At 66.7% G+C, this 22,588-nt stretch carries 25 protein-coding genes; 20 read left to right on the forward strand and 5 right to left on the reverse strand.

The window, feature by feature from the left end:
* Nucleotides 1-161: 161 nt before the first annotated feature.
* From G0A00_RS00810 to G0A00_RS00860, 11 genes are all read left to right on the forward strand, one after another.
* The gene (locus G0A00_RS00810; RefSeq protein ID WP_066106582.1) at nucleotides 162-647 is read left to right on the forward strand and encodes an Rrf2 family transcriptional regulator; all 486 of its coding nucleotides are present in this window, start codon (nucleotides 162-164) and stop codon (nucleotides 645-647) included.
* A 71-nt stretch (nucleotides 648-718) separates the two neighbouring features.
* Entirely contained in the window at nucleotides 719-1,762 is a 1,044-nt protein-coding gene (locus G0A00_RS00815; RefSeq protein WP_164179017.1) for a cysteine desulfurase family protein, read from the forward strand.
* Between the two features lie 70 nt (nucleotides 1,763-1,832).
* A complete protein-coding gene (gene sufB / locus G0A00_RS00820; protein ID WP_066100982.1) occupies nucleotides 1,833-3,353 on the forward strand; it encodes a Fe-S cluster assembly protein SufB in 1,521 nt (506 codons plus the stop codon).
* Nucleotides 3,354-3,376: 23 nt separating this feature from the next.
* A complete protein-coding gene (locus G0A00_RS00825) occupies nucleotides 3,377-3,571 on the forward strand; it encodes a hypothetical protein (protein ID WP_066100979.1) in 195 nt (64 codons plus the stop codon).
* 10 nt (nucleotides 3,572-3,581) lie between these two features.
* The gene (locus tag G0A00_RS00830; RefSeq protein ID WP_066100976.1) at nucleotides 3,582-3,899 is read left to right on the forward strand and encodes a heavy metal-binding domain-containing protein; all 318 of its coding nucleotides are present in this window, start codon (nucleotides 3,582-3,584) and stop codon (nucleotides 3,897-3,899) included.
* Nucleotides 3,896-4,492, forward strand: coding sequence for a hypothetical protein (locus G0A00_RS00835; RefSeq protein WP_164179018.1), 597 nt, complete (start codon nucleotides 3,896-3,898; stop codon nucleotides 4,490-4,492). The genes G0A00_RS00830 and G0A00_RS00835 overlap by 4 nt, the downstream gene beginning before the upstream one ends.
* Nucleotides 4,493-4,516: 24 nt before the next feature.
* On the forward strand, nucleotides 4,517-5,272 hold the full coding sequence (gene sufC, locus G0A00_RS00840; protein WP_164179019.1) for a Fe-S cluster assembly ATPase SufC: 756 nt from the start codon (nucleotides 4,517-4,519) through the stop codon (nucleotides 5,270-5,272).
* The gene (gene sufD, locus G0A00_RS00845; RefSeq protein ID WP_164179020.1) at nucleotides 5,273-6,553 is read left to right on the forward strand and encodes a Fe-S cluster assembly protein SufD; all 1,281 of its coding nucleotides are present in this window, start codon (nucleotides 5,273-5,275) and stop codon (nucleotides 6,551-6,553) included.
* Nucleotides 6,553-7,062 (forward strand): YIP1 family protein, encoded by a 510-nt coding sequence (locus G0A00_RS00850; protein WP_066100966.1) that lies wholly within the window; start codon nucleotides 6,553-6,555, stop codon nucleotides 7,060-7,062. The genes sufD and G0A00_RS00850 overlap by 1 nt, the downstream gene beginning before the upstream one ends.
* The gene (locus G0A00_RS00855; protein WP_164179021.1) at nucleotides 7,059-7,640 is read left to right on the forward strand and encodes a YIP1 family protein; all 582 of its coding nucleotides are present in this window, start codon (nucleotides 7,059-7,061) and stop codon (nucleotides 7,638-7,640) included. The genes G0A00_RS00850 and G0A00_RS00855 overlap by 4 nt, the downstream gene beginning before the upstream one ends.
* Nucleotides 7,633-8,853 carry a cysteine desulfurase gene (locus G0A00_RS00860; RefSeq protein ID WP_164179022.1) on the forward strand — a complete coding sequence of 407 codons (1,221 nt, stop codon included), beginning with the start codon at nucleotides 7,633-7,635 and terminating at the stop codon, nucleotides 8,851-8,853. The genes G0A00_RS00855 and G0A00_RS00860 overlap by 8 nt, the downstream gene beginning before the upstream one ends.
* Before the next feature lie 221 nt (nucleotides 8,854-9,074).
* Here the strand turns inward: G0A00_RS00860 and glmS are convergent, their stop codons facing one another.
* Nucleotides 9,075-10,892 (reverse strand): glutamine--fructose-6-phosphate transaminase (isomerizing), encoded by a 1,818-nt coding sequence (glmS, locus tag G0A00_RS00865; protein ID WP_164179023.1) that lies wholly within the window; start codon nucleotides 10,890-10,892, stop codon nucleotides 9,075-9,077.
* A gap of 4 nt (nucleotides 10,893-10,896) precedes the next feature.
* Nucleotides 10,897-12,267 (reverse strand): bifunctional UDP-N-acetylglucosamine diphosphorylase/glucosamine-1-phosphate N-acetyltransferase GlmU, encoded by a 1,371-nt coding sequence (gene glmU, locus G0A00_RS00870; RefSeq protein ID WP_164179024.1) that lies wholly within the window; start codon nucleotides 12,265-12,267, stop codon nucleotides 10,897-10,899.
* Nucleotides 12,268-12,387: 120 nt separating this feature from the next.
* On the opposite strand from glmU, the gene G0A00_RS00875 reads away from it, so the two are divergent.
* Entirely contained in the window at nucleotides 12,388-13,050 is a 663-nt protein-coding gene (locus G0A00_RS00875) for an HAD-IA family hydrolase (protein WP_164179025.1), read from the forward strand.
* Here the strand turns inward: G0A00_RS00875 and G0A00_RS00880 are convergent.
* On the reverse strand, nucleotides 13,040-13,258 hold the full coding sequence (locus G0A00_RS00880; RefSeq protein ID WP_164179026.1) for a hypothetical protein: 219 nt from the start codon (nucleotides 13,256-13,258) through the stop codon (nucleotides 13,040-13,042). The genes G0A00_RS00875 and G0A00_RS00880 overlap by 11 nt on opposite strands.
* Before the next feature lie 104 nt (nucleotides 13,259-13,362).
* Between G0A00_RS00880 and G0A00_RS00885 the strand changes: the two genes are divergently transcribed.
* The 4 genes from G0A00_RS00885 to G0A00_RS00900 are packed head-to-tail and all read left to right on the forward strand — an operon-like array spanning nucleotide 13,363 to nucleotide 17,480.
* Nucleotides 13,363-14,208, forward strand: a complete 846-nt coding sequence (locus tag G0A00_RS00885; RefSeq protein ID WP_164179027.1) for a LysR family transcriptional regulator — start codon at nucleotides 13,363-13,365, stop codon at nucleotides 14,206-14,208.
* Nucleotides 14,209-14,254: 46 nt separating this feature from the next.
* On the forward strand, nucleotides 14,255-15,463 hold the full coding sequence (locus G0A00_RS00890) for a DegT/DnrJ/EryC1/StrS aminotransferase family protein (protein ID WP_164179028.1): 1,209 nt from the start codon (nucleotides 14,255-14,257) through the stop codon (nucleotides 15,461-15,463).
* 32 nt (nucleotides 15,464-15,495) lie between these two features.
* Nucleotides 15,496-16,491, forward strand: coding sequence for an XdhC family protein (locus tag G0A00_RS00895; RefSeq protein ID WP_164179029.1), 996 nt, complete (start codon nucleotides 15,496-15,498; stop codon nucleotides 16,489-16,491).
* On the forward strand, nucleotides 16,488-17,480 hold the full coding sequence (locus tag G0A00_RS00900; RefSeq protein ID WP_164179030.1) for a molybdopterin-binding protein: 993 nt from the start codon (nucleotides 16,488-16,490) through the stop codon (nucleotides 17,478-17,480). Before G0A00_RS00895 ends, G0A00_RS00900 begins: the two co-directional genes overlap by 4 nt.
* 184 nt (nucleotides 17,481-17,664) lie before the next feature.
* On the opposite strand, the gene infC is transcribed toward G0A00_RS00900, so the two are convergent.
* Nucleotides 17,665-18,210 carry a translation initiation factor IF-3 gene (gene infC / locus G0A00_RS00905; RefSeq protein WP_095881355.1) on the reverse strand — a complete coding sequence of 182 codons (546 nt, stop codon included), beginning with the start codon at nucleotides 18,208-18,210 and terminating at the stop codon, nucleotides 17,665-17,667.
* A 208-nt stretch (nucleotides 18,211-18,418) separates the two neighbouring features.
* Between infC and G0A00_RS00910 the strand changes: the two genes are divergently transcribed.
* A complete protein-coding gene (locus tag G0A00_RS00910; protein ID WP_164179031.1) occupies nucleotides 18,419-19,123 on the forward strand; it encodes a hypothetical protein in 705 nt (234 codons plus the stop codon).
* 181 nt (nucleotides 19,124-19,304) lie between these two features.
* A complete protein-coding gene (locus tag G0A00_RS00915; protein WP_164179032.1) occupies nucleotides 19,305-19,943 on the forward strand; it encodes a hypothetical protein in 639 nt (212 codons plus the stop codon).
* Between the two features lie 23 nt (nucleotides 19,944-19,966).
* On the opposite strand, the gene G0A00_RS00920 is transcribed toward G0A00_RS00915, so the two are convergent.
* Nucleotides 19,967-20,878, reverse strand: a complete 912-nt coding sequence (locus G0A00_RS00920; protein ID WP_164179033.1) for a LysR family transcriptional regulator — start codon at nucleotides 20,876-20,878, stop codon at nucleotides 19,967-19,969.
* 124 nt (nucleotides 20,879-21,002) lie between these two features.
* Here G0A00_RS00920 and G0A00_RS00925 point away from each other — a divergent pair, with 124 nt between their 5' ends.
* Entirely contained in the window at nucleotides 21,003-21,974 is a 972-nt protein-coding gene (locus G0A00_RS00925; protein ID WP_164179034.1) for a tripartite tricarboxylate transporter substrate binding protein, read from the forward strand.
* A 109-nt stretch (nucleotides 21,975-22,083) separates the two neighbouring features.
* Complete coding sequence (locus G0A00_RS00930; RefSeq protein WP_164179035.1) at nucleotides 22,084-22,578, forward strand: tripartite tricarboxylate transporter TctB family protein; 495 nt, start codon at nucleotides 22,084-22,086, stop codon at nucleotides 22,576-22,578.
* Nucleotides 22,579-22,588: the final 10 nt, after the last annotated feature.

Below are 22,588 nucleotides of genomic sequence, written 5' to 3' on the forward strand. Positions count from 1 at the left end.
AACTGCTCCTGATCGGTGTGCGCGAAATTCTTGACGATATTTCTGCGGCACTTTAGAACGTTTCTAAATCCCGTGCGGGCACGGGAAAGGGCTTCATTGCAGATAGGCAATTGCCCGGTCAAGGTCAATCGGTTGGGCGCATGGCGCCCGGGGAGGCGAGCGTGAAGCTGAGTACGAAAGGGCGCTACGCGATGGTGGCGCTGGTGGACATCGCCCTGCAGCCAGAGGGCGAGCTTGTGACCCTCGGTGACATCTCGAAGCGTCAGGACGTCTCGCTGCCCTATCTCGAGCAGCTTTTCGTCAAGCTGCGGCGGGCGGGGCTGGTGGCCTCTGTGCGCGGGCCGGGCGGCGGATATCGGCTCGCCCAGACCCCTGACGAGATCCGCGTTGTGGACATCCTCGCGGCGGTGGACGAGACCGTGGACGCGATGCACAAGGGGGCTGGTGCCTCGGGCGGGGCTTCGGGCAGCCGGGCGCAATCGCTCTCGAACCGCCTGTGGCAGTCGCTTTCGGCGCATGTCTATGTCTACCTGCATCAGGCGCGGCTGTCGGATGTGGTGAGCAATGCGCTCGCGCCCTGTCCGGCGGTGCCGTCGCTTTTCGCCGTGGTCGACGAACAGGACGAAGTGGCCGCCAGCGAGGCGTGAGGCTCAGGCGGCGGCCCGGTCGGTCCGTGACCCCGGGGCGCGTATTTTTGGAACAATGAAAGAGGGGCGGCGTGACGCGGGCCTATCTCGACTGGAATGCGACGGCCCCGCTGCGGGCCGAGGCGCGGGATGCGATGATCGCGGCGATGGATGTCGTGGGCAACCCGTCTTCGGTGCACGCCGAAGGGCGCGCGGCCAAAGGGCTGATGGAAAAGGCGCGGGCGCAGGTCGCCTCGGCGCTGGGGGCAGATGGGGCGGATGTGGTCTTTGTCTCCGGCGCCACCGAAGCGGCGGCGCTGGCCTGTGTCGGGCGCGGGCTGCATGGCGCGGATATCGAGCATGATGCCATGGCGGCATGGCTCACCTGCGATCTTCCGGTGGACGGGCAGGGGCGCGTAAGCGTGAGCGACCCGGCGCAGACCGCGCTGCAGGCGGCGAACTCCGAGACCGGCGTCATTCAGGACCTGCCGCAGGGGCTGGCGGTGGTGGATGCCACGCAGGTCTTTGGCAAGCTGCCCTTCGCTTTCAACTGGTCGGGCGCGCAGATGGCCATCGTCTCGGCGCATAAGCTGGGCGGGCCGAAGGGAATCGGCGCGCTGGTGATGAAGCGCGGCACCGACCTTCCGCCGCAGATGAAGGGCGGCGGGCAGGAGATGGGGCGCCGCGCGGGCACCGAGAACCTGATCGGTATCGCGGGATTTGGTGCAGCGGCGGAGGCGGCTGCGCGCGATCTGGCCGATGACGTCTGGACAGGAATCGAAAAACTTAGAACTATTCTAGAAAACGCTATTGCGGCTGCCGCCCCAGAGACTATTTTTGTCGGGAATGGTGCGCCGCGCCTGCCGAACACCTCCTGCTTCGCTTTGCCGGGCTGGAAGGGCGAGACGCAGGTGATGCAGATGGATCTGGCCGGCTTCGCGATCTCTGCGGGCTCGGCCTGTTCCAGCGGCAAGGTCCGCGCCTCCCGCGTGCTGCGGGCAATGGGATTTGACGACGAAGTGGCCGGCAGCGCGATCCGCGTGAGCCTTGGCCCGACGACACGGGAAGAGGACGTGCTGCGCTTCGCCGAAGCATGGGCACGTCAGTATCGGAAGAAATACGCGCCGGCCTCCTGAGGTCACGCGCGTCACCGGAAACGCAGGGCAGCCCGCATGGTGCGCCCCGGGACGACAGGAGAAAAGGCTGATGGCAGCTTTTGACAACATCACCGTGAAAGAAGGTGTCGAGCAGGAGACCGTTGACGCGGTCGAGGCCGTCTCGACCTACAAATACGGCTGGGAAACCGACATCGAGATGGAATACGCGCCGATGGGCCTCAATGAGGACATCGTGCGTCTGATCTCGGAAAAGAACGAAGAGCCCGAGTGGATGACCGACTGGCGTCTCGAGGCCTTCCGCCGCTGGCTGACCAAGGAAGAGCCCAGCTGGGCGATGGTCGATTATCCCAAGATCGACTTCCAGAAGCAGTATTACTATGCGCGCCCCAAAAGCATGGAGACCAAGCCCAAGTCGCTGGACGAGGTCGACCCCAAGCTGCTGGCCACCTATGAAAAGCTGGGTATTCCGCTCAAGGAGCAGATGATCCTTGCGGGCATCGAAGGTGCCGAGGATGCGCCTGCCGAAGGCCGCAAGGTCGCCGTGGACGCGGTCTTCGACTCCGTGTCGGTCGGCACCACCTTCCAGAAAGAGCTTGAGAAGGCGGGCGTGATCTTCTGCTCGATCTCCGAGGCGATCAAGAACCACCCCGAACTGGTCAAGAAGTACCTTGGCTCGGTGGTCCCGGTGTCGGACAACTTCTATGCCACGCTGAACTCGGCGGTCTTCTCGGACGGCTCGTTCGTCTATGTGCCGCCGGGCGTGCGCTGCCCGATGGAGCTGTCGACCTACTTCCGCATCAACGCCGAGAACACCGGCCAGTTCGAGCGGACGCTGATCATCGCCGACAAGGGATCTTACGTCAGCTACCTCGAGGGCTGCACCGCGCCGAAGCGTGACACCGCACAGCTGCACGCCGCCGTGGTCGAGATCATCGTCGAGGAAGACGCCGAGGTGAAATACTCGACCGTCCAGAACTGGTTCCCCGGCGACGAGGAAGGCAAGGGCGGCATCTACAACTTCGTCACCAAGCGTGCCGACTGCCGCGGCGACCGTGCCAAGGTGATGTGGACGCAGGTGGAAACCGGCTCGGCCGTGACCTGGAAATACCCGTCGTGCATCCTGCGCGGCAACGAAAGCCAGGGCGAGTTCTACTCGATCGCCATCGCCAACAACCACCAGCAGGCCGACACCGGCACCAAGATGATCCACCTTGGCAAGGACACCAAGAGCCGGATCGTCTCGAAGGGCATCTCGGCGGGCGTGGCGCAGAACACCTATCGTGGTCTGGTGTCGATGCACCCGAAGGCGAAGAACTCGCGCAACTACACGCAGTGCGACAGCCTGCTGATCGGCGATAAATGCGGGGCGCATACGGTTCCCTACATCGAGGTGAAGAACAACTCCTCGCGCTGCGAGCATGAGGCGACCACCTCGAAAGTGGACGACGACCAACTCTTCTATTGCCGCCAGCGTGGCATGGATGAGGAAGAGGCCGTGGCTCTGGTGGTCAATGGCTTCTGCAAGGAAGTGCTGCAGGCGCTGCCCATGGAGTTCGCCATGGAAGCCCAGCAGCTCGTCGCCATCTCGCTCGAAGGCTCGGTGGGCTAAGGCCCGCCGAAGGGAGAGACCGGATGCTGCAACAGCTGGTTCTGGAGTCCGCCGGGGCGGCGATTGGCGTCTTTCTTGGCGTGCTGATCGGGCTTGGCGTGCGCAAGCGCAAGGGCAACACCGAGGGGCTGATGGCCAACTCGGTGCTGCTCACCGCAAGCGCCGCGGCGGGCCTCGCGCTCATCGTCATGATGGCGTTCCGCTACTTTCTGGGCTGAGGGCTGAGCGATGATCGTCACCACCACCAACAGCATCGAAGGCCACCGCATCACCTCTTACAAAGGGGTCGTGGTGGGCGAGGCGATCATGGGCGCGAATGTCGTGCGTGATCTCTTTGCCTCGATCACCGATGTGATCGGCGGGCGCTCTGGCGCCTACGAGGCCAAGCTGCAGGACGCGCGCGACGTGGCCATGCGTGAACTCAAGGAGCGCGCCATTGCGCTCGGCGGGAACGCGGTGGTCGGCGTCGATCTCGATTACGAGGTGGTGGGCAACTCGATGCTCATGGTTTCGGTGTCGGGTACGGCGGTGGTGATCACCCCATGAGCGACGTGCTGACCCGGCCCGAGCTCACGCTCCCCGAGGCGGAGGCCGCGCTCCTGCGCGCTGAATACGCCGCGGCGGAGGTGATCCTCGAGTATGGGTCGGGCGGCTCGACGGTGCTGGCCTCCGAGATGCCGGGGAAATCGGTGTTCTCGGTGGAGTCGGACAAGGACTGGGCGCAGATGATGCGCCGCTGGCTTGCCGCCAACCCGCCCGCGCAGGGCACCGAGGTGGATGTGATCTGGTCCGACATCGGGCCGACAAAGGAATGGGGGCACCCGGTGAGCGACGCCGAATGGCGCAGCTTCCCCGAGTACCCGCTGAAAGTTTGGGACCTGCCCGAGTTCCGCCAGCCCGACGTGGTGCTGGTCGACGGGCGTTTCCGCGAGGGCTGCGCGCTTGCCGCCGCCTTCATGACCGAGAAACCGCTGGTGCTGCTCTTCGACGATTACGCGCCGCGGCAACACTATCACAAGGTCGAGCACTGGCTCGGCCGACCGCAAATGACCGGGCGCATGGCCCGGTTCGAGATCGTCCCTCAGGCCTTCCCGGTGAAGGATCTGCTGCGGATCATGAAACTGACCGTGCGGCCCTGACCGCACCCCCAAGGAGGGAAACCTATGCTGGAAATTAAAAACCTTCAGGTGAAGCTGGAAGAAGAGGACAAGCAGATCCTCAAAGGTGTGGACCTGACCGTCGAAGCGGGCAAGGTGCATGCGATCATGGGCCCGAACGGTTCGGGCAAGTCGACCCTGTCCTACGTCCTGTCGGGCAAGGACGGCTATGAGGTGACCGGCGGCGAAGCCACGCTCGGCGGTGAAGACATCCTCGACATGGAGCCCGAAGAGCGCGCCGCAGCCGGCCTCTTCCTCGCGTTCCAATACCCGGTGGAAATCCCCGGCGTCGGCAACATGACCTTCCTGCGCACCGCGGTGAACTCGCAGCGCAAGGCCCGTGGTCAGGAAGAAATGTCCTCGACCGAGTTCCTCAAGGTCGTGCGCGAGAAGGCGAAATCGCTGAAGATCGACGCCGAGATGCTCAAGCGTCCGGTCAACGTCGGCTTCTCGGGCGGTGAGAAGAAGCGCAACGAGATCCTGCAGATGGCGATGCTCGAGCCGAAGATGTGCATCCTCGACGAGACCGACTCCGGCCTCGACGTCGACGCCATGAAGCTGGTCGCCGACGGTGTGAACGCGCTGCGCGACGAAGGCCGTGGCTTCCTCGTGATCACCCACTACCAGCGTCTTCTGGACCACATCAAACCCGACGTCGTGCACATCATGTCGAACGGCCGCATCATCAAGACCGGCGGCCCCGAGCTGGCGCTCGAAGTCGAGCAGAACGGCTATGCGGACCTGATCGAGGAGGAAGCGTAAATGGCACTTCCCCAAGTCAAACAGACCGCGACCGACACGCGGCTGGCGGCGCTGAGCCTGCCCGAGGGTGGCTGGTCGCGCCCCGCCCGCGAGGCGGCGCTGACGCGCGTGCAGGCCATGGGTCTGCCCGGCGCCCGTGACGAGTATTGGAAATACACCCGCCCCGAGACGCTGACCGCCGCCGCGGCCCCCGCGGCAGCCGTCATGGACGTCTCGGATGAGGCGCCGGTGTTCGGCGAACGCGACACCCTCAAGGTGGTCTTCGTCGACGGCGTGTTCAGCGCCGAGGAGTCCGACGATCTGGCCCTCGACGGCGTCAGCATCGAGCGTCTTGCAGAAACGTCGGACATCCACTGGGCCAAGGACCTCTACGGCCAGCTGGAAACGGCGGGTCAGACCCCGGTCGAGCGCCCGCTCGCCGCGCTCAACACCGCCTTCGCCACCGACGGTCTGCTGATCCGCGTGACCGGCAAGGCCACCAAGCCGCTGCACCTGATCTACCGCCATGCCGAGGACACCTCGGATGCGATCCTGCACCACGTGGTGAAGGTCGAAGAGGGCGGCGATCTGACGGTGCTGGAATCCGGCCCGGCTGCGGCGCGCTTCAACAAGGTGATGGAAGTGGACGTGGCCGATGGCGCGGGCTTCCACCACGTGCGCGTGCAGGGCCGTGACCACGAGCGCCGTGCGGCGACGCATGTCTTCGCCCGTCTCGGCACCGAGAGCACCTTCAAGACCTTCACCCTGACCGTCAACGGCGTGCTGACCCGCAACGAATGCGTGGTCGAACTGACTGGCGACGATGCGCTGTGCCACATCGCGGGCGCCTGCATGGGCGATGGCGATTTCCACCACGACGACACGGTGTTCATCACCCATGACGCGGTGAACTGCGAAAGCCGTCAGGTGTTCAAGAAGGTGCTGCGCAACGGCGCGACCGGCGTGTTCCAGGGCAAGATCCTCGTGAAGCCCGGCGCTCAGAAGACCGATGGTTACCAGATCAGCCAGTCGCTGCTGCTTGATGAGGACAGCCAGTTCCTCGCCAAGCCCGAGCTGGAAATCTATGCCGATGACGTCGCCTGTTCGCACGGTTCGACCTCGGGGGCGATCGACGAGGATGGCCTGTTCTACCTGCGCGCCCGCGGCGTGTCGCGTGGCGAGGCCGAAGACCTGCTGACCATCGCCTTCATCGCCGAGGCGGTGCAGGAGGTCGAGGACGAGAGCATCCAGGAAGAGATCAACGGTCTCGTCGCTGCCTGGCTGGGCCGGCGCCGCGGCTGATGTCGCTCTCGCGCGAGATTGTCGCCACCTATCGGGGGCCGGGCGCGGTGATGCGCCGCCTGCTGTCGCAGGGCCCCCGCGAGGATCGGGCGCTGATGTTTGCCATGGTGGCCTGCGCAATCTTCTTCGTTGCGCAGCTGCCGGGTCTCGCGCGGCAGGCACATCTGGAGCAGGTTGATCTCAACCCTTTGATGGGCGCCTCGCTTCTGGCCTGCATGGTGATTCTGCCGCTTGCGCTTTACGTGCTGGCGGCGCTGAGCCACCTCGTGGCCAAACTCTTTCGCGGGCAGGGCACCGGCTATGGTGCCCGGCTCGCCTTGTTCTGGGCGCTGCTGGCGGCCAGTCCGCTGGTGCTGCTGAACGGGCTCGTCGCGGGCTTTGTCGGCGAGGGGGCACAGCTGTCGCTGGTCGGCCTGCTGTGGTTCGCGGTGTTCCTGTGGTTCTGGCTGCGCTGCCTGATCGTCGCCGAACGCCCCGCCGAACCGGTGACCGGACGGCCCGCCACATGAGCGCCGCGGCCCTGCTTTCGCTGGCGTGGCAGACCATCGTCGCCCCGCGCGAGGTGGCGCGTCGGCTGATCTCGCTGCGGCTGTCGCGCGAGGTGCTGCTGACCGGTTTCGCGCTGGTGGTGGTGCTGAACGCGCTGATCGTCGGGCTGATGCAGCTCGGCGGCGAGGTGCCCGCGGGCATGCTTCTGGCACCCGTGCCCATGGGGCTGCTGCTGGCCACCATGCTGGCCGCCACCATCGCCGTGATGACATGGGCCGGACGCACCTTGGGCGGCTCGGGCCGGATCGAGGATGTGGCGGTGCTGCTGATCTGGCTGCAGGCGCTGCGCGCGCTGGCGCAGCTGGGGGTGGCGCTTCTGGGCGCGGTCTCGGGCGGGCTGGCGCTGCTTGTGGTGCTGGGCAGCCTCATCGTGGGCATCTGGATCCTCGTCAATTTTCTCGACGAGGCGCATGGTCTCGGCAGCCCTTTCAAGGCGCTGCTGGTGCTGATACTCGCAAGCGTGGCGCTGGTTCTGGCGCTGATGATGATCGTCTCCCTGCTGGGAGTTGGGCCGAACGGGATGGCTGGCTATGTATGACGTGCAAAAAATCCGCGAAGATTTTCCGATCCTGTCGCGCAAGGTGAACGGCAAGCCGCTGACCTATCTCGACAATGGCGCCTCGGCGCAGAAGCCGCAGGTGGTGATCGACGCCGTGACCCGTGGCTATGCCGAGGAATATTCCAACGTCCACCGCGGGTTGCACTACCTGTCGAACCTCGCCACCGAGAAATACGAGGGCGTGCGCGGCACCATCGCGCGCTTTCTGGGCGCGAAGGACGAGGAAGAGGTGGTCTTCTCCAATGGCTCGACCATGGGCATCAACCTCGTCGCCTACGGCTGGGCCATGCCGCACCTTGAGGCCGGGGATGAGATCATCCTGTCGGTCATGGAGCACCACGCCAATATCGTGCCGTGGCACTTCCTGCGCGAGCGGCAGGGTGTGGTGATCAAATGGGTCGATGTGGACGCCACGGGCGCGCTCGACCCGCAGGCGGTGATCGATGCGATCACCCCCAAGACCAAGCTGATCGCCGTCACGCAGGTGTCGAACGTGCTGGGCACGGTGGTCGACGTAAAGACCATCGCCGCCGCCGCCCGCGAGAAGGGCGTGCCGGTGCTGGTCGACGGCTCGCAGGGCGCGGTGCACATGCCGGTCGACGTCGAGGACCTCGGCTGCGATTTCTACGCCATCACGGGGCATAAGCTCTACGGCCCCTCGGGGTCCGGCGCGATCTGGATCCGCAAGGAGCGTCAGGCCGAGATGCGCCCCTTCCTTGGCGGCGGCGACATGATCCGCGAGGTCCATAAGGATTGCATCACCTATGCCGAGCCGCCGATGAAATTCGAGGCCGGCACGCCCGGCATCGTGCAGCAGATCGGCCTCGGCGTGGCGCTGGAGTATATGATGGGCCTCGGCATGGAGAACATCGCCGCCCATGAAGCGAAGCTCGCGAAATATGCCGCGTCAAAGCTGCAGGGGCTGAACTGGCTCAACGTGCAGGGCACCACGCCGGACAAGGCGGCGATTTTCTCCTTCACGCTGGATGGGGCGGCGCATGCGCATGACATCTCGACGATCCTCGACAAGAAGGGTGTCGCGGTGCGCGCGGGCCATCACTGCGCCGGGCCGCTGATGGATCACCTCGGGGTCTCGGCCACCTGCCGCGCCTCCTTTGGTCTCTACAACACCGAGGCCGAGGTCGACACGCTGGTCGAGGCGCTGGAACTGGCGCACGAGCTTTTCGCCTGAGTTTTGCTCTGAAGGTTTAACCAGAGCCCTTGCCGGGCCGGGGGCCGGGTGGCACCGCCGGATTTGCGTATTTGAAAAGAGAAGAAGCCCCGGGGGTCGCGCGGACCCTCGGGGTTTTTTGCATTCGCAGCTTCGTCTAGACCCAAATATCCCGGGGGAGGCCGCGCAGCGGACGGGGGCAGAGCCCCCATCTTGTATCAGTGCGCCACCGCCGAACGGCCTTACTCCACCGTCACCGATTTCGCGAGGTTGCGCGGCTGGTCCACGTCGGTGCCCTTGGCGATGGCGGCGTGATAGGCCAGCAGCTGCGCCGGCAGCGCGTAGAGCAGCGGGGCGAGGCGCTCGTCGACCTCGGGCAGGGTGATGCTCGACCAGATGCCGCTGCCGGCCGCCTCGATGCCGCCCGCGCAGGAGATCAGGCAGACCTTGCCGCCGCGCGCCATCACCTCCTGCATGTTCGAGACGGTCTTGTCGAAAAGCCCGTCACGCGGGGCCATGACGATCACCGGCACGCTCTTGTCGATGAGCGCGATCGGCCCGTGCTTCAGCTCTCCGCTCGCATAGGCTTCGGCGTGGATGTAGCTGATCTCCTTGAGCTTCAGCGCGCCTTCGAGCGCCAGCGGATACATCATGCCGCGGCCCAGAAAGAGCACGTCGCGCGCCTCGGCGATCTTGCGGGCGGCCTCGGCGATGGTCTCGTCGCGATCAAGTGCGGCGTTGAACAGCCCGGGCAGGGCGCGCAGCTGCGCCAGCAGTTCGGCCTTTTCGGCGGCATCCATGCGCTCGCGCACTTCGGCGGCCCTGATGGCCAGCAGCAGCAGCACGTTGAGCTGGCAGGTGAAGGCCTTGGTCGAGGCGACGCCGACTTCCACGCCGGCGTGGATCGGCAGCGCCAGATCGCTCTCACGGGCGATGGTCGAGGTCTCGACATTGACCACCGAGACGATCTTGTCGGCCCGTCCGGCGCAGTAGCGCAGCGCTGCCAGCGTGTCGGCGGTCTCGCCCGACTGGCTGACGAAAAGCGCCACCGTGCCATTGGTCACCGGCGGCTCGCGGTAGCGGAACTCCGAGGCGATATCCACCTCGACGGGGATGCGGGCCAGCTTCTCGAACCAGTATTTGGCAGTGAGGCAGGCGTAATAGGCGGTGCCGCAGGCGACCAGCACCAGCCGGTCGATCTGCGAAAAATCGAGCCCGGGCTGCGGCAGTACGATCTCGTCGCCCTTGAGATAGGCCCCCAGCGCCTCGGCCAGAACGGTGGGCTGCTGGGCGATCTCCTTGGCCATGAAGTGCTTGTAGCCAGCCTTGTCGACCTGCGTCTGATCGAGGCGGACCTGCTTGATCTCGCGCTCCACCGGCGCGCCGGTCTCGTCGAAGATCTGGGCACCGGCGCGGGTGACCACGGCCCAGTCGCCCTCTTCGAGATAGCTGATCCGGTCGGTCATCGGGGCGAGGGCGATGGCGTCCGAGCCCACGAACATCTCGCCGCTCCCGTGCCCGATGGCCAGCGGCGAGCCCTTGCGCGCGGCGACGATGAGGTCTTCCTCGCCATCGAAGAGGAAGGCGAGGGCAAAGGCACCCTCGAGCCGGCCGAGCGCCTTGGAGGCGGCCTCCACCGGCGCCATGCCCAGATCGAGGTAGTGCGACACCAGCATGGCGACGGTCTCGGTGTCGGTGTCGGTTTCCGGCGTCAGCCCGCAGGCGGCCAGCTCGCTGCGCAGCTCGCGGAAGTTCTCGATGATGCCATTGTGCACGACCGAGACCTTGCCCGCCTGATGCGGGTGGGCGTTGCGCGCGGTGGGCGCGCCATGGGTGGCCCAGCGGGTGTGGCCGATACCCGACTTACCGCGAAGCGGCTCATGCACCAGCAGGTCCGACAGGTTCACCAGCTTGCCAACCGCGCGGCGGCGGTCGAGCTTTCCGTCGTTGACGGTGGCAATGCCCGCGCTGTCATAGCCGCGATATTCGAGCCGGCGCAGCGCCTCGACCAGCATGGGGGCGACCTCGTGCGTGCCCAGAACTCCTACGATGCCACACATGGTCTTATTCCTTCTTTCCGGCGGTCTGCTCTGCCTTTTGGGCGGCCTTCTTTGCCCGCAGCATGTCGCGCAGTCTGGTGGCAAAGCCCGGTTTGGTCACTTGTTTGGTGCGTCCCAGTGCCAGCGCCCCGGCGGGCACATCCTCGGTCACCACCGATCCCGAGCCGGTCATCGCGCCGTCGCCGACCGTCACCGGCGCCACCAGCATGGTGTCGGAGCCGATGAAGGCCTCTTTGCCGATGGTGGTGCGGTGCTTGAAGAAGCCGTCGTAATTGCAGGTGATGGTGCCCGCGCCGATGTTTGTGCGCTCGCCCACGTCGGCATCGCCCAGATAAGTCAGGTGGTTGGCCTTCACACCTTCGGCCAGATAGGCGTTCTTCACCTCGACGAAATTGCCCACATGCACGTCCTCGGCCAGTTCGGCGCCGGGACGCAGGCGGGCGTAGGGGCCGACGATGGCACCGCGGCTGACGTGGCACCCTTCGAGGTGGGAAAAGGCGCGAATGCGCGCGCCGCTCTCGACGGTGACGCCGGGGCCAAAGACCACATTGGGCTCGATCTCGGCGTCGCGGCCAATGTAGCTGTCCCACGCGAAGAAGACGGTCTCGGGGGCGAGCATCATCACCCCATCGTCCAGCAGTTCAGCACGCTTGCGGGACTGGAAGGCGGCCTCGGCGGCGAGCAGCTCGGCGCGGGAGTTGATGCCCAGCGTCTCGGCCTCGTCGCAGCGCACGACGCCCGCCGAAAGGCCGCGACTGCGGGCGATCTCGACGATATCGGTGAGGTAATACTCGCCCGACGCGTTGTCGTTGCCCACGGCGTCGATGAGATCAAAGAGCGTCTGGCTGGCCGCGCAGACCACACCGGAATTGCACAGGGTGATGGCGCGCTCGGCCTCCGAGGCGTCTTTGAATTCGACGATCCGCTCCAGCGCGTCGCCTGTCGTAATCAGGCGGCCGTAACGGCCCGGATCGGCGGCCTCGAAGCCCAGCACCACCACGTCATGCTTGGCGCGGGCCTCGCGCATGGCCTCGAGCGTGGTGTCGGTGATGAAGGGCGTGTCGCCGTAAAGCACCAGCGCATCGCCCTCGAACCCTTCGAGCGCGGGCTTGGCCTGCGCCACCGCATGGGCGGTGCCAAGTTGCTCGGACTGGATCACCACCTGCGCTTCGGGGGCGAACTCGGCGGTGGAGGCGGTGACCTCCTCGGCGCCATGTCCGGCGACCACCACGGCGCGCGAGGGCTCCAGCGCCTGTCCGGCGCGCAGCGCGTGCCACAGCAGCGGCGCCTGACCGAGACGGTGCAAAACCTTGGGGAGGTCGGATTCCATCCGGGTGCCCTTGCCCGCGGCAAGGAGGATCAGCGCGATGCTCATGCGGTTTCCTGTTTGTCTTCTGCCTGCGCCCGTTTTATCCGCTTGAGGCAGGGGGGCAAGGTGCCCCATGTCACGTTGGATTTCAGCCTGTGACAGGGCAGGGCGAAAGGGACAAGCAGAATGCGCACGGTGGTCTTTGATCTCGACGGCACGCTCGCCGACACCAGCGGTGACCTGATCGCTGCCGCCAATGCCTGTTTCGAAGGCATGGGGCTGGAGGTCCGGCTCGACCCTGACGCCGACGCGGGCATCGCGGTGAAAGGCGGGCGCGCCATGCTGACCGCCGGGCTGGAGCGTGAGAATGCCTTCTCTGAGGAGTTGATCGCGCGATGGTATCCCGAGCTTCTGTCGGTCTATGGCGAGGCGATCGACCGCTACACCCGGTTTTACCCCGGTGCGCTGGAGGCTGTGTCTGGCCTGCGCGCGGCGGGGTACAAGGTGAGCATCTGCACCAACAAGCCCGAGGGGCTGGCGCAGACGCTGATGGAGCGGATGGGTGCCCGGAGCCATTTCGACGCGCTCATCGGGGCCGACACGCTGCCTACCCGCAAGCCCGATCCGGCGCCCTATGTGGCGGCGGTGGAACGTGCGGGCGGCGCAGTGGCGCAAAGCCTGCTGGTCGGCGATACGGCGACCGACCGCAACACCGCTAAGGCGGCGGGTGTGCCCTGCATCCTCGTCGGCTTCGGCCCCGATGGCGAGGCGGTACGCGATCTGGCACCCGAGGCGATGATCGGCCATTTCGACGAGTTGTCCGAAGCGGTGGCGCGGCTCATCGGCTGAGCCTGAGGCGCGATTTCGGGAATTTCCGAAACAGCTTTTCCACCAACAGCCCTGAAAGGGCACGCGCGGCCCGCAGTGGCGCCGTCGCGAGGTGCCGCCGTTTCGCGCGGCGTTGTGCTGCCAATTCGGTCAGCGCCGCCTGTTTCTCCAGCGCATAAGAGGTCGGGGCCTGCTGCGCTTGGCGCAGCGGCTGCAAAAGAACCTGCATCGCGGCTCTCCTTCTGATAATGAAAGATGTGCCTTCCTAGGCTCCAGTGTAGCTGGCACATGAAGGCGCGATCAGTCGCGAAATGCCGAAGCGGATTTTCAAAAATGAAAGACGCACCCAGCCTCGACGATGTCATGCTGTTCCTTGCTGTGGCCGACGCAGGCACGCTCGGCGGCGCTGCCGCGCTGACTGGCGCAAGCCAGCCGACCCTGAGCCGCCGCATGACCGAGCTTGAGCGTCAGCTTGGACAGCGCCTGTTCCAGCGCGGCGCGCAGCGCTATGCGCTCACCGCCGAGGGGCGGCAACTGGCCGAAGAGATGCGCGGGCTGCGCGCGCAGGCGTCGCGGCTGGCGCGCTGGACCGCGCAGGAGGGGCCGGTGCGGGTGCGCATCACCGCCGGGCTCTGGACCTCGCGCTACATCGCGCGCGGGCTGGCGCGGGTCTGGTCGCCGCAGGACGCTTGGCTGCCCGAGTTTGCCGCTTCCAACGCCGATCTCGACATCGCCCGCCGCGCCGCAGACATCGGCATCCGCAACCGCCGCCCCGAGCAGCCTTGGCTCGCCGGGCGCCGCACGGTGCGGCTGAGCTATGCCGCCTACGGGCGCGGCCCGCAGGTGCAGGGCTATGTCACTCTGCCGCCCGGCGCCGCGAGCACGCCCTCCGAGCGTTGGCTGCGGGCGACCCACCCCGAGGAGATCGTCACCCACGCCTCCGACGCCCGGCTGGCGCTCGATCTCGCGCTTGGCGGCGTGGCCCGCATCGTCATGCCCTGCTTTGCCGGGGATGCCGAGCCGGGGCTGATGCGCCTGTCCGAGCCGATCGACGCGCTGAGCCATGACGAATGGCTGGTGGCCCATCACGACGCCCGCCACGATCCGCCGGTGCGGGCCGCGCTGGACGCGCTGCACGGGCTGCTCACCGCGCCCGAGCGGCGCGGCACGACAGCGTGACGCAATCCGCATTGACCCGCGCGCGGCGGGGGCGCATCAATGCCTCATGACCGAGCGATTTACCGAACAATTTACCGGAAATTTCACCCAGCAGGAGCCGATCCCGGAGGCGGGCATCGAGGCCGCGCTGGAAGTGCTGCGCCACGGCCGCCTGCACCGCTACAACACCGCCGCCGGTGAGATCGCGCAGACCGCGCTGCTGGAACAGGAGTTCGCCGCCTTTACCGGCGCGCGCTATTGCGTCGCGGTGGCCTCGGGCGGCTATGCGCTTGGCTGCGCCCTGCGCGCGCTGGAGGTCGGGCCGGGCGACCGGGTGCTGACCAACGCCTTCACGCTGGCGCCGGTGCCGGGGGCGATCGCCTCGGTGGGCGCGGTGCCAGAGTTCGTCGGGGTGACCGAAGCGCTGGTCATCGACCTCGACGATCTTGCCGCGAAACTGCCCGGCGCGCGGGCGCTGATGCTCTCACACATGCGCGGCCACATCTGCGACATGGACCGGCTGATGGCGCTCTGCGACGCCGCCGGGGTGCCGGTGATCGAGGATTGCGCGCACACGATGGGCGCGTCGTGGAACGGCACGCCCTCGGGCCGCCACGGTGCGGTGGGGTGCTATTCGACGCAGACCTACAAGCATATGAACTCGGGCGAGGGCGGCTTTCTGGTCACCGACGACGAAGAGATCGCGGCGCGCGCGGTGATGCTCTCGGGCAGCTACATGCTCTACGAGCGGCACCTTGCTGCGCCGGGCCCCGAGGTCTTTGAGCGGGTGAAATACGTCACCCCCAATGTCTCTGGCCGGATGGACAATCTGCGCGCGGCGCTGCTGCGCCCGCAACTGGCGGCGCTGCCCGAGCAGATCGCGCGCTGGAATGACCGGTACCGCGTGGTCGAAGAGGGGCTGCGCGGCACGCCGGGGCTGACGGTGATCGAGCGACCGGCGGAGGAAAGCTACGTCGGCTCGTCGATCCAGGCGCTGGTGCTCGACTGGGCGCCGCAGGCGATCACCGATCTGCTGGCGCGCTGTGCCGCGCGCGGGGTCGAGCTGAAGTGGTTCGGCGGTGCCGAGCCGGTGGCCTTCACCTCGCGCTACGACAGCTGGCGTTACGCGCCGTCCAGCCCGATGCCCGCCACCGACCGCATCCTGACCGGCATTCTCGACATGCGCCTGCCGCTGACCTTCAGCCTCGAGGATTGCGCACTGATCGCGCGGATCATCCGCGCTGAAGTGTCGGCGGTCTATCAGCAGGCGGGCTGACGCGGCCCGGTCCGCCCTTCGGAGGAGATCCCATGAGCGATATCAAAGGCAGCCTCGACACCGCGCGGTTCGACGCCATCCCCGAAACCGCGCTCGCATGGCACCGCGCCGGGCGCCGCGCGGCGCTGGCGACGGTGATCGAGACATGGGGCTCGGCGCCGCGCCGCACCGGCGCGCTGCTGGCCATTTCGGGAGATGGCGAAATAGAGGGTTCGGTCTCGGGCGGCTGCGTCGAAGGCGCGGTGATTGTCGAGGCGCTGGAGGCGCTGGACGAGGGCAAGTCGCGCGAGTTGGAATTTGGTGTGTCGGATCAGGATGCCTTTGCCGTGGGCCTCGCCTGCGGCGGCACGATCCGCGTGCTGGTCGAGCCCGTGGGAGAGGTCTTGCCCGAGGCGCTGCTGGCAGAGCTTTGCGCCGCGCGCGCCGCGCGGACCCCTGTGGCCTATGTGGTGGACCTCGAAAGCGGGGCGCGCCAACTGGCCTATGACGGGCATGAAACGGCCTTCCGCATGGACCGCTCGGGATTTGCCGAGGAGAGCCGGACCTTCGTCGCCATCCATAACCCGCCGCTGCGGCTGCTGGTGGTGGGCGCGGTGCATATCGCGCAGGCGCTGCTGCCCATGGCGCGCATCGCGGGCTATGATCCGGTGCTGATCGACCCGCGCGGCGCCTTTGGGTCCGAGGCGCGCTTTCCCGGCGAGACCATCCTTGACGACTGGCCCGATGAGGCGGTCAGCAAGCTCGGCCTCGACAGCCGCACCGCGCTGGTGCTGCTGACCCATGACCCCAAGCTCGACGATCCCGCGCTCAAGGCGGCGCTGCGCAGCAAGGTGTTCTACATCGGCGCGCTCGGCTCCACCCGCACCCATGCCAAGCGCGTGGCAAGGCTCGGCGAGTCCGGGTTCAGCGAGGCGGAGATCGCGCTGATCCATGGCCCCATCGGGCTTGACATCGGCGCTTCCGGCCCGGCGGAAATCGCTGTTTCGATCATTGCCGAAATGACCCGCGTGCTGAGGAAAGGCGCGTGAAATTCGGGCCGGTGCCCCTTGGCGAGGCCGCAGGCGCGGTGCTCGCCCATGCGGTGGCGCTGCCGCAGGGGCGGCTCAAGAAGGGGCATATTCTGACCGAGGGCGACCTCTCGCGGCTGCGCGCGGCGGGGCAAAACGAGGTGATCGTCGCAAGGCTCGGTCCGGGTGATGTGCCCGAGGATATCGCCGCGCAGCGGCTGGCCGAGGCGTTGCTGCCCGCGCCCGAGGCGGCGGGGCTCAAGCTGGGTCCGGCGACCACCGGGCGGGTCAACCTTCATGCAGGCGGACCGGGGGTGATCGAGGTGGACGCGGCGCGGATCGACGCGGTCAACGCGGTGCACCCGATGATCACCGTGGCCACCCTGCGACCGTGGCAGCGCTGCGCCGCCCGCGCCATGGTGGCAACGGTGAAGATCATTTCCTATGCCGTGCCCGAGGCGGCGCTGGCAGCGGCTAGCGCGGCGGCGCAGGGCGGCGCGCTGCGCCTGCATGCGCCCGTCGCCCGCAGCGCCACGCTGATCGAAACCAGCGTCGGCAGCGATCCGGGCGACAAGGGGCGCCGCGCCACCCGCGCCCGGCTCGACCGCTTCGGCACAGAGCTTGGGCCGCGCGTGCAGGTGCCGCATCGGGCGGAGCCTCTGGCCGAGGCGATAAGCGCGGCGCCGGGAGACATGGTGCTGATCCTCACCGGCTCGGCCACGTCCGATTTGCATGACGTGGCGCCCGAGGCGCTGCGCCGCGCCGGCGGTGAGGTCACGCATTTCGGCATGCCGGTCGATCCCGGCAATCTGCTGTTCTACGGCCAGCACATGGGCCGCCCGGTGATCGGCCTGCCGGGCTGTGCCCGCTCACCCGCGCTCAACGGCGCCGACTGGGTGCTCGAGCGGCTGATCTGCGGCGTGCCCGTCAGCCCATCCGAGATCGCCGCCATGGGCGTCGGCGGCCTGCTCAAAGAGCCGCCCTCCCGCCCGCGCCCCCGTGAGGGCTGAAGCGGCCAGCGCCCTGATCTTCGTCTAGATGAAAATATCCCGGGGGAGGGCGCCGCAGGCGCACGGGGGCAGCGCCCCCAACAAACGCAAAGTGGCAGCGCCCCCAAGAAAAGCAAAACCCGCCGGCGGCAGCGCGGCGGGTTTGTACAATCAGCAGGCGAGATGCCGTGCTTGGCAGTTTGCCTTATTTGGCAGCCGGCCCGATCATCATGACCATCTGGCGGCCTTCCATCTTGGGCATGTTCTCGACCTTGCCCACTTCCTTGACGTCTTCGGCAACCCGCTCAAGCAGTTCGCGGCCAAGGTTCTGGTGCGCCATCTCGCGGCCACGGAAGCGCAGGGTGATCTTCACCTTGTCGCCGCCTTCGAGGAACTTCAGCACGTTGCGCATCTTGACGTCATAGTCGTGCGTATCGGTGCCGGGGCGGAACTTCACTTCCTTGACCTCGATGGTCTTCTGCTTTTTCCGCGCCTCGCTCTCACGCTTCTGCTGTTCATATTTGAACTTGCCGAAGTCCATGATCTTGCAGACGGGCGGTTTGGCGTTCGGCGAGATCTCGACGAGATCGAGACCGGCCTCTTCGGCCATTTCCATCGCGCGCGCAGGAGTCTGCACGCCGAGGTTCTCGCCTTCAGCGCCGATCAGGCGGATTTCGGGAGCCCGGATGCGATCGTTGACGCGGGGGCCGGTGTCGCGCGTCGGGGGCGCGTTGTGAGGTCTGCGGGCTATGGTTTTCGTCCTTTGTTGCCATATCTGGTAGGCGCGCAAAGTAGTGCTGCGACCCGGTCGTTTCAAGCGGCAAATGGCCGAATGCGCCGCTTGACGAGCCTCAACTTGCCGATCCGGGGGGCTTTGGCCTGCGATCGAGGCGCATGGGTGCTGGTCATGGCAGGGTGACTACCTATGTCACACGCACGCGACACTGGAGATATCTGAGATGAAACAAGCGATTCTGATCGTCGGCGCCGTGCTGATCCTGATCATCGTGATTTTCGGCATGGGGCAGGACGACGTGCCGATGAGCGAAGGCACCACCGAGCCGGATACGATGCAGGAGGCTCTGGAAGACGCCGGGACTGAGGCTGATCAGTTGGCGGACGAAGCGCAGCAAGAAGCGGCGGAGGCCAGCGACACCTTGAACGATGTGGCCGATGAGGCTGCGGCCTCGGGACGCGAGGCACTCGACAAGGCGGGCGAGGCGGCGGACAGCGCGATGGAGGCGGTGTCGGATGCGGCGGGCAAGGCGGCGGAAACCGCAGAGGGTGCCGCGGCGGCGGTGGCCGAAGGCGCGCGCGAGGCGATGGACAGCGCATCCGAAGCAGCGGGCAATGCCGCCGACAGCCTGCGCGAAGCCGCTGACAGCGCCATGGCCTCGGCCGAAGGCGCGATGGAGGATGCGGATCGCGCGCTCGAGGGGGCCGGCGACAGCGCGGCAGAGGTCGCCGCGATGAGCGATGAGGACCTGCGCGAGCTCTTCACCGTGGACGGCTTCGACTACGACAAGGCCGAGGCCTACATCGACCAGTCCGACCTTGGGTTCGCGGCAAAAGAGGCGACCAAATCGGCGCTGGCGGCGGTGCGGGACGCGCCCGAGCAACTGGCCCCGGTGCTCGAAGAAGCGCGCGAACGGCTCGGCCTCTGAGGGCACCGATGCGGTCTTCATGCTGGCCGGCGAGACTGGACGCTGAGACTGGCCGCTGAGACTGGCACAAAAAACGACATCCCCGCGCCAAGAAATTCTGGCGCGAGGATGATCCGACCGGTTAAATGCCGCGTACTCCTGATCGTTTCGCGCACGCGCGCGCCAAGCCGGATCGACCTTGATGACGAGCCACAAAAACCCTGTGCTGCTGCGCAACCTCGCCCTTTTGATGTCGCTGGTAGCGCTGGCGCTTGTGACCAGCGTGTTGCTTGGCTGGCTGGCGCATATCGAGGTGCTGGTGCGCTCCGGGCCCGACAGGGCCGCCATGGTGCCGAGCACCGCCATTTCCCTTGCCCTGCTGTTCTGCGGTCTGGCGGTTGCGGCAAGCGGGCGCGAGACCTCTGGCCGGGTTCTCGCCTGCGCGGCGGGCGCGGCAATGGTGGCGCTGACCAATACGCTGGTGGTGAGTTTCGGGGCCGAGGGGCTCGACGCGCTGCTGGCGAAACGGCCGATGCACGATCGCATGTCTCCGGGTACAGTCACCGGCCTGCTCATCGGCGCGGCGGGACTTGCGGGGCTTTCGCTGCCATCGCTCCGCCGGGCGGAACTGCCGCTTCTGGCCGCGCTCTCGGGGCTGACCGGGATCACCGCTGTTTTTATGGTTCACAACTTTCTGCCCGGCACGGTGATGGCGCTGAGCTTCTTTGAAGGCATGTCCATTTACACGGCGCTCAGCCTGCTGGGCGTGTTCGGGGGGCTGCTGATGCTTGGTCTGGCTCCGTCATCCTCGGCGACCTTCACGCAGCTCAATCGGGACTGACCTGCGCCGGGCGGCTCTGTGCATCAGGTCACCAGCCCATCGTTTTTGAGACTGTCGATCTCGTCGGCGATGGCCTTCGCAAAGGCCTGACCCACCGCGCTCAGCGGCCTGTCGCGGGGCAGGAACTGCGCGATATCCCAAGTGATTTCCGGGATCAGCCGATGCGCCGAGACCTTCTCGGGGTCGATCAGCCGCAGCGCCACCGGATCGACGATGGCCACGCCAACCCCGCGCTCCACCAGCCGCACCACGCCGTGCAGCGTGCGCAATTCGGCGGCGATGGTGCGGCGCACGTCAATCGTATCCATCATGTGATCGACGCGCTGGCGCAGCGGGCTGTCGGGCGAGAGGTCGATGAACCACTCCTTGCGCAGCCGGGGCAGGGGGATCTCTTCGACCGTGCCCAGAGGATGACCCTTCGGCATGATGCAGCGCGCCGTGCAATGGCCCAGCGGCAGCGCCTCGCCGCCAAAGGCATCGGCGTTGAGGGTGATTCCGAAGGCGAGGTCGCAGCGCTGCTCCGAGATCATCCGCAGCATCTCGGCCATGCCCACATCGACGATCTGAACCGTCGCCTGCGGGTGCGTCTCGCGAAATCTGCGCAGCGCATCGAGCAGGAAGGTGTCGCAAAAGACCGGCTGCGCGGCGATCACCAGATGCCCGACCTGACCATTGGCGATGGCCACCGCCTCCTGTTCCAGATCGCGCAGACCGGCAAGATGGCGCACCACCGTCTGGTGAAAGCGAAAGGCCTCGGGGGTGGGGGCCAAGCGGTTGCGCTTGCGTAGGAAAAGCGCGAAGCCGACTTTCTCTTCGAGACCCGAGAGCAGCCGGCTGATCATCGGCTGGCTGGTCTCCATATGCTCGGCGGCCAGCTTCACACCGCCGAGGCGCATATAGGCGTCGAAGGCCTCCAGTTCCCGTATCTTGTACATGAGTGCTCCCTCAGTATGCATTTTCTGCAACTGTTCAGCATCTATTGTCAACAATCGCATACTGTGGATGGTGGCGCCGATCCAACAGTTCCGGGGCCTCCCCGGACCCTATGTGAGGTGAATAATGAAAAAGCTACTCGGATCGATCGCCCTTGCCGTGATCGCAGCAACCGGCCCCGCAGCGGCCCAGACCTACCCCGACCAAGCGGTGACGCTGGTGGTGCCCTATGGCCCCGGCGGCGCGTCGGACCTCGCTGGCCGCGCGCTGGCAGAGACCGCGCAGCCCTTCCTCGGCCAGCCGGTCACCGTGATGAACAAGCCCGGCGCTGGCGGCATGAACGGTGCGCGGTCTGTGTCGGAAGCCGATGCCGACGGTTACACTCTGCTGCTGGCTCGCGTCGGCATGGCGCTGTCGCCCGCCGTGACCCCCGGCAACGCCGTTCCGTGGGACGCCTACACCTTCCTTGGCGCGCTGGAAGCCACGCCGATGATCCTCGCCGTGCGCGGCGATGCGCCCTATGACAGCGTCGACGACCTGATCGCCGCGATCAAAGACAGCAACGGCCGCATGACCTATGCCGCCTCGGGCGCGACCGCCATCGACGGTTTCACCACGCAGGCGCTGCTGGCCGACAACGACCTCGACCCGCTGACCGCCGCGACCCTCGTGCCCTACAAAGGCGGCGGCGCACTGGCGACCGCTCTGCTCGGCGGTCACGTGGATTTCGTCGCCATGGCCGCAGCCTCGCTGATGCCGCACATCGAAAGCGGTGACATGAAGGCGCTGATGGTCTTTGCTCCCAAGCGCATGGACAGCCTGCCCGACGTCGCCACCGCAGCAGAGATGGGCTACGAGAAAGCCGGTCAGATCGCTGGCTGGAGCGCGCTTTACGGTCCCAAGGACCTGCCGGAAGACGTCGTCGCCAAGTGGGACGAAGTGCTGAGCCAGGTTGCCACCGACGAGAAGTGGCTCGACCTCGCGGCGCGCCGCGGCTCGATCTCGACCATCGGTGACGTCGACATGACCGACTACGCCAAAGGCCAGTACGAGCTGTTCCACGGTCTCGCGCGGGACTTCGGCTACCTGTCGAACTGAGCGTGCGGCGGGCCCGAACGCCCGCCCCAGTGACGCTTAAGGCGCGGCCCCTGTTTGAGGGCCGCGCCACTCTCCTCCGCCGGAGGACCCCATTCCCAGGAGCATCGCCATGTCCAAGCCCGTCCTGCGGGGGCTGGTAATTGCTGCTTTCTTCGCGCTTACCGCCTTCGCCCTGGTTCCCGTTTTCGTGCCTCGCCCCGCTTTCATCCCCGGCTTTGCCCCGCCGCCGGATATGTGGCCGCGCACCGTGTCGATCGCCGGTCTCGCGCTTGGCCTGCTGGCGCTGGTGCTGGCCTTCAGCCGCCCGCAGCCCGAGGATGAGCCGATCGAGACCGACGGCAGCAGCCGCGCCCGGATGATCGGGCGGTTTGCTGGCCTCGTCGTCGCCTTCGGCCTGTTTCTGGCGCTGCTGCCCTACGTCGGCTTTCTGGTTGCCACGATGGCGCTGACGCTGGCCATCGTGCTGATGACCGGCGAGCGCGGCTACAAGATCTGGATCGCCATCCTGTGCTTCGGCGGCCCGATCCTCCTGACGCTGTTCTTCCATTCCGCGCTTGGCACGCAGTTCCCCAAGGGCGCGCTGACGAAGCCCTTCGGCTTCTGATCGGAGACCA

Source organism: Salipiger sp. PrR002 (genome assembly GCF_010500775.1).
Lineage (GTDB): Bacteria > Pseudomonadota > Alphaproteobacteria > Rhodobacterales > Rhodobacteraceae > Salipiger.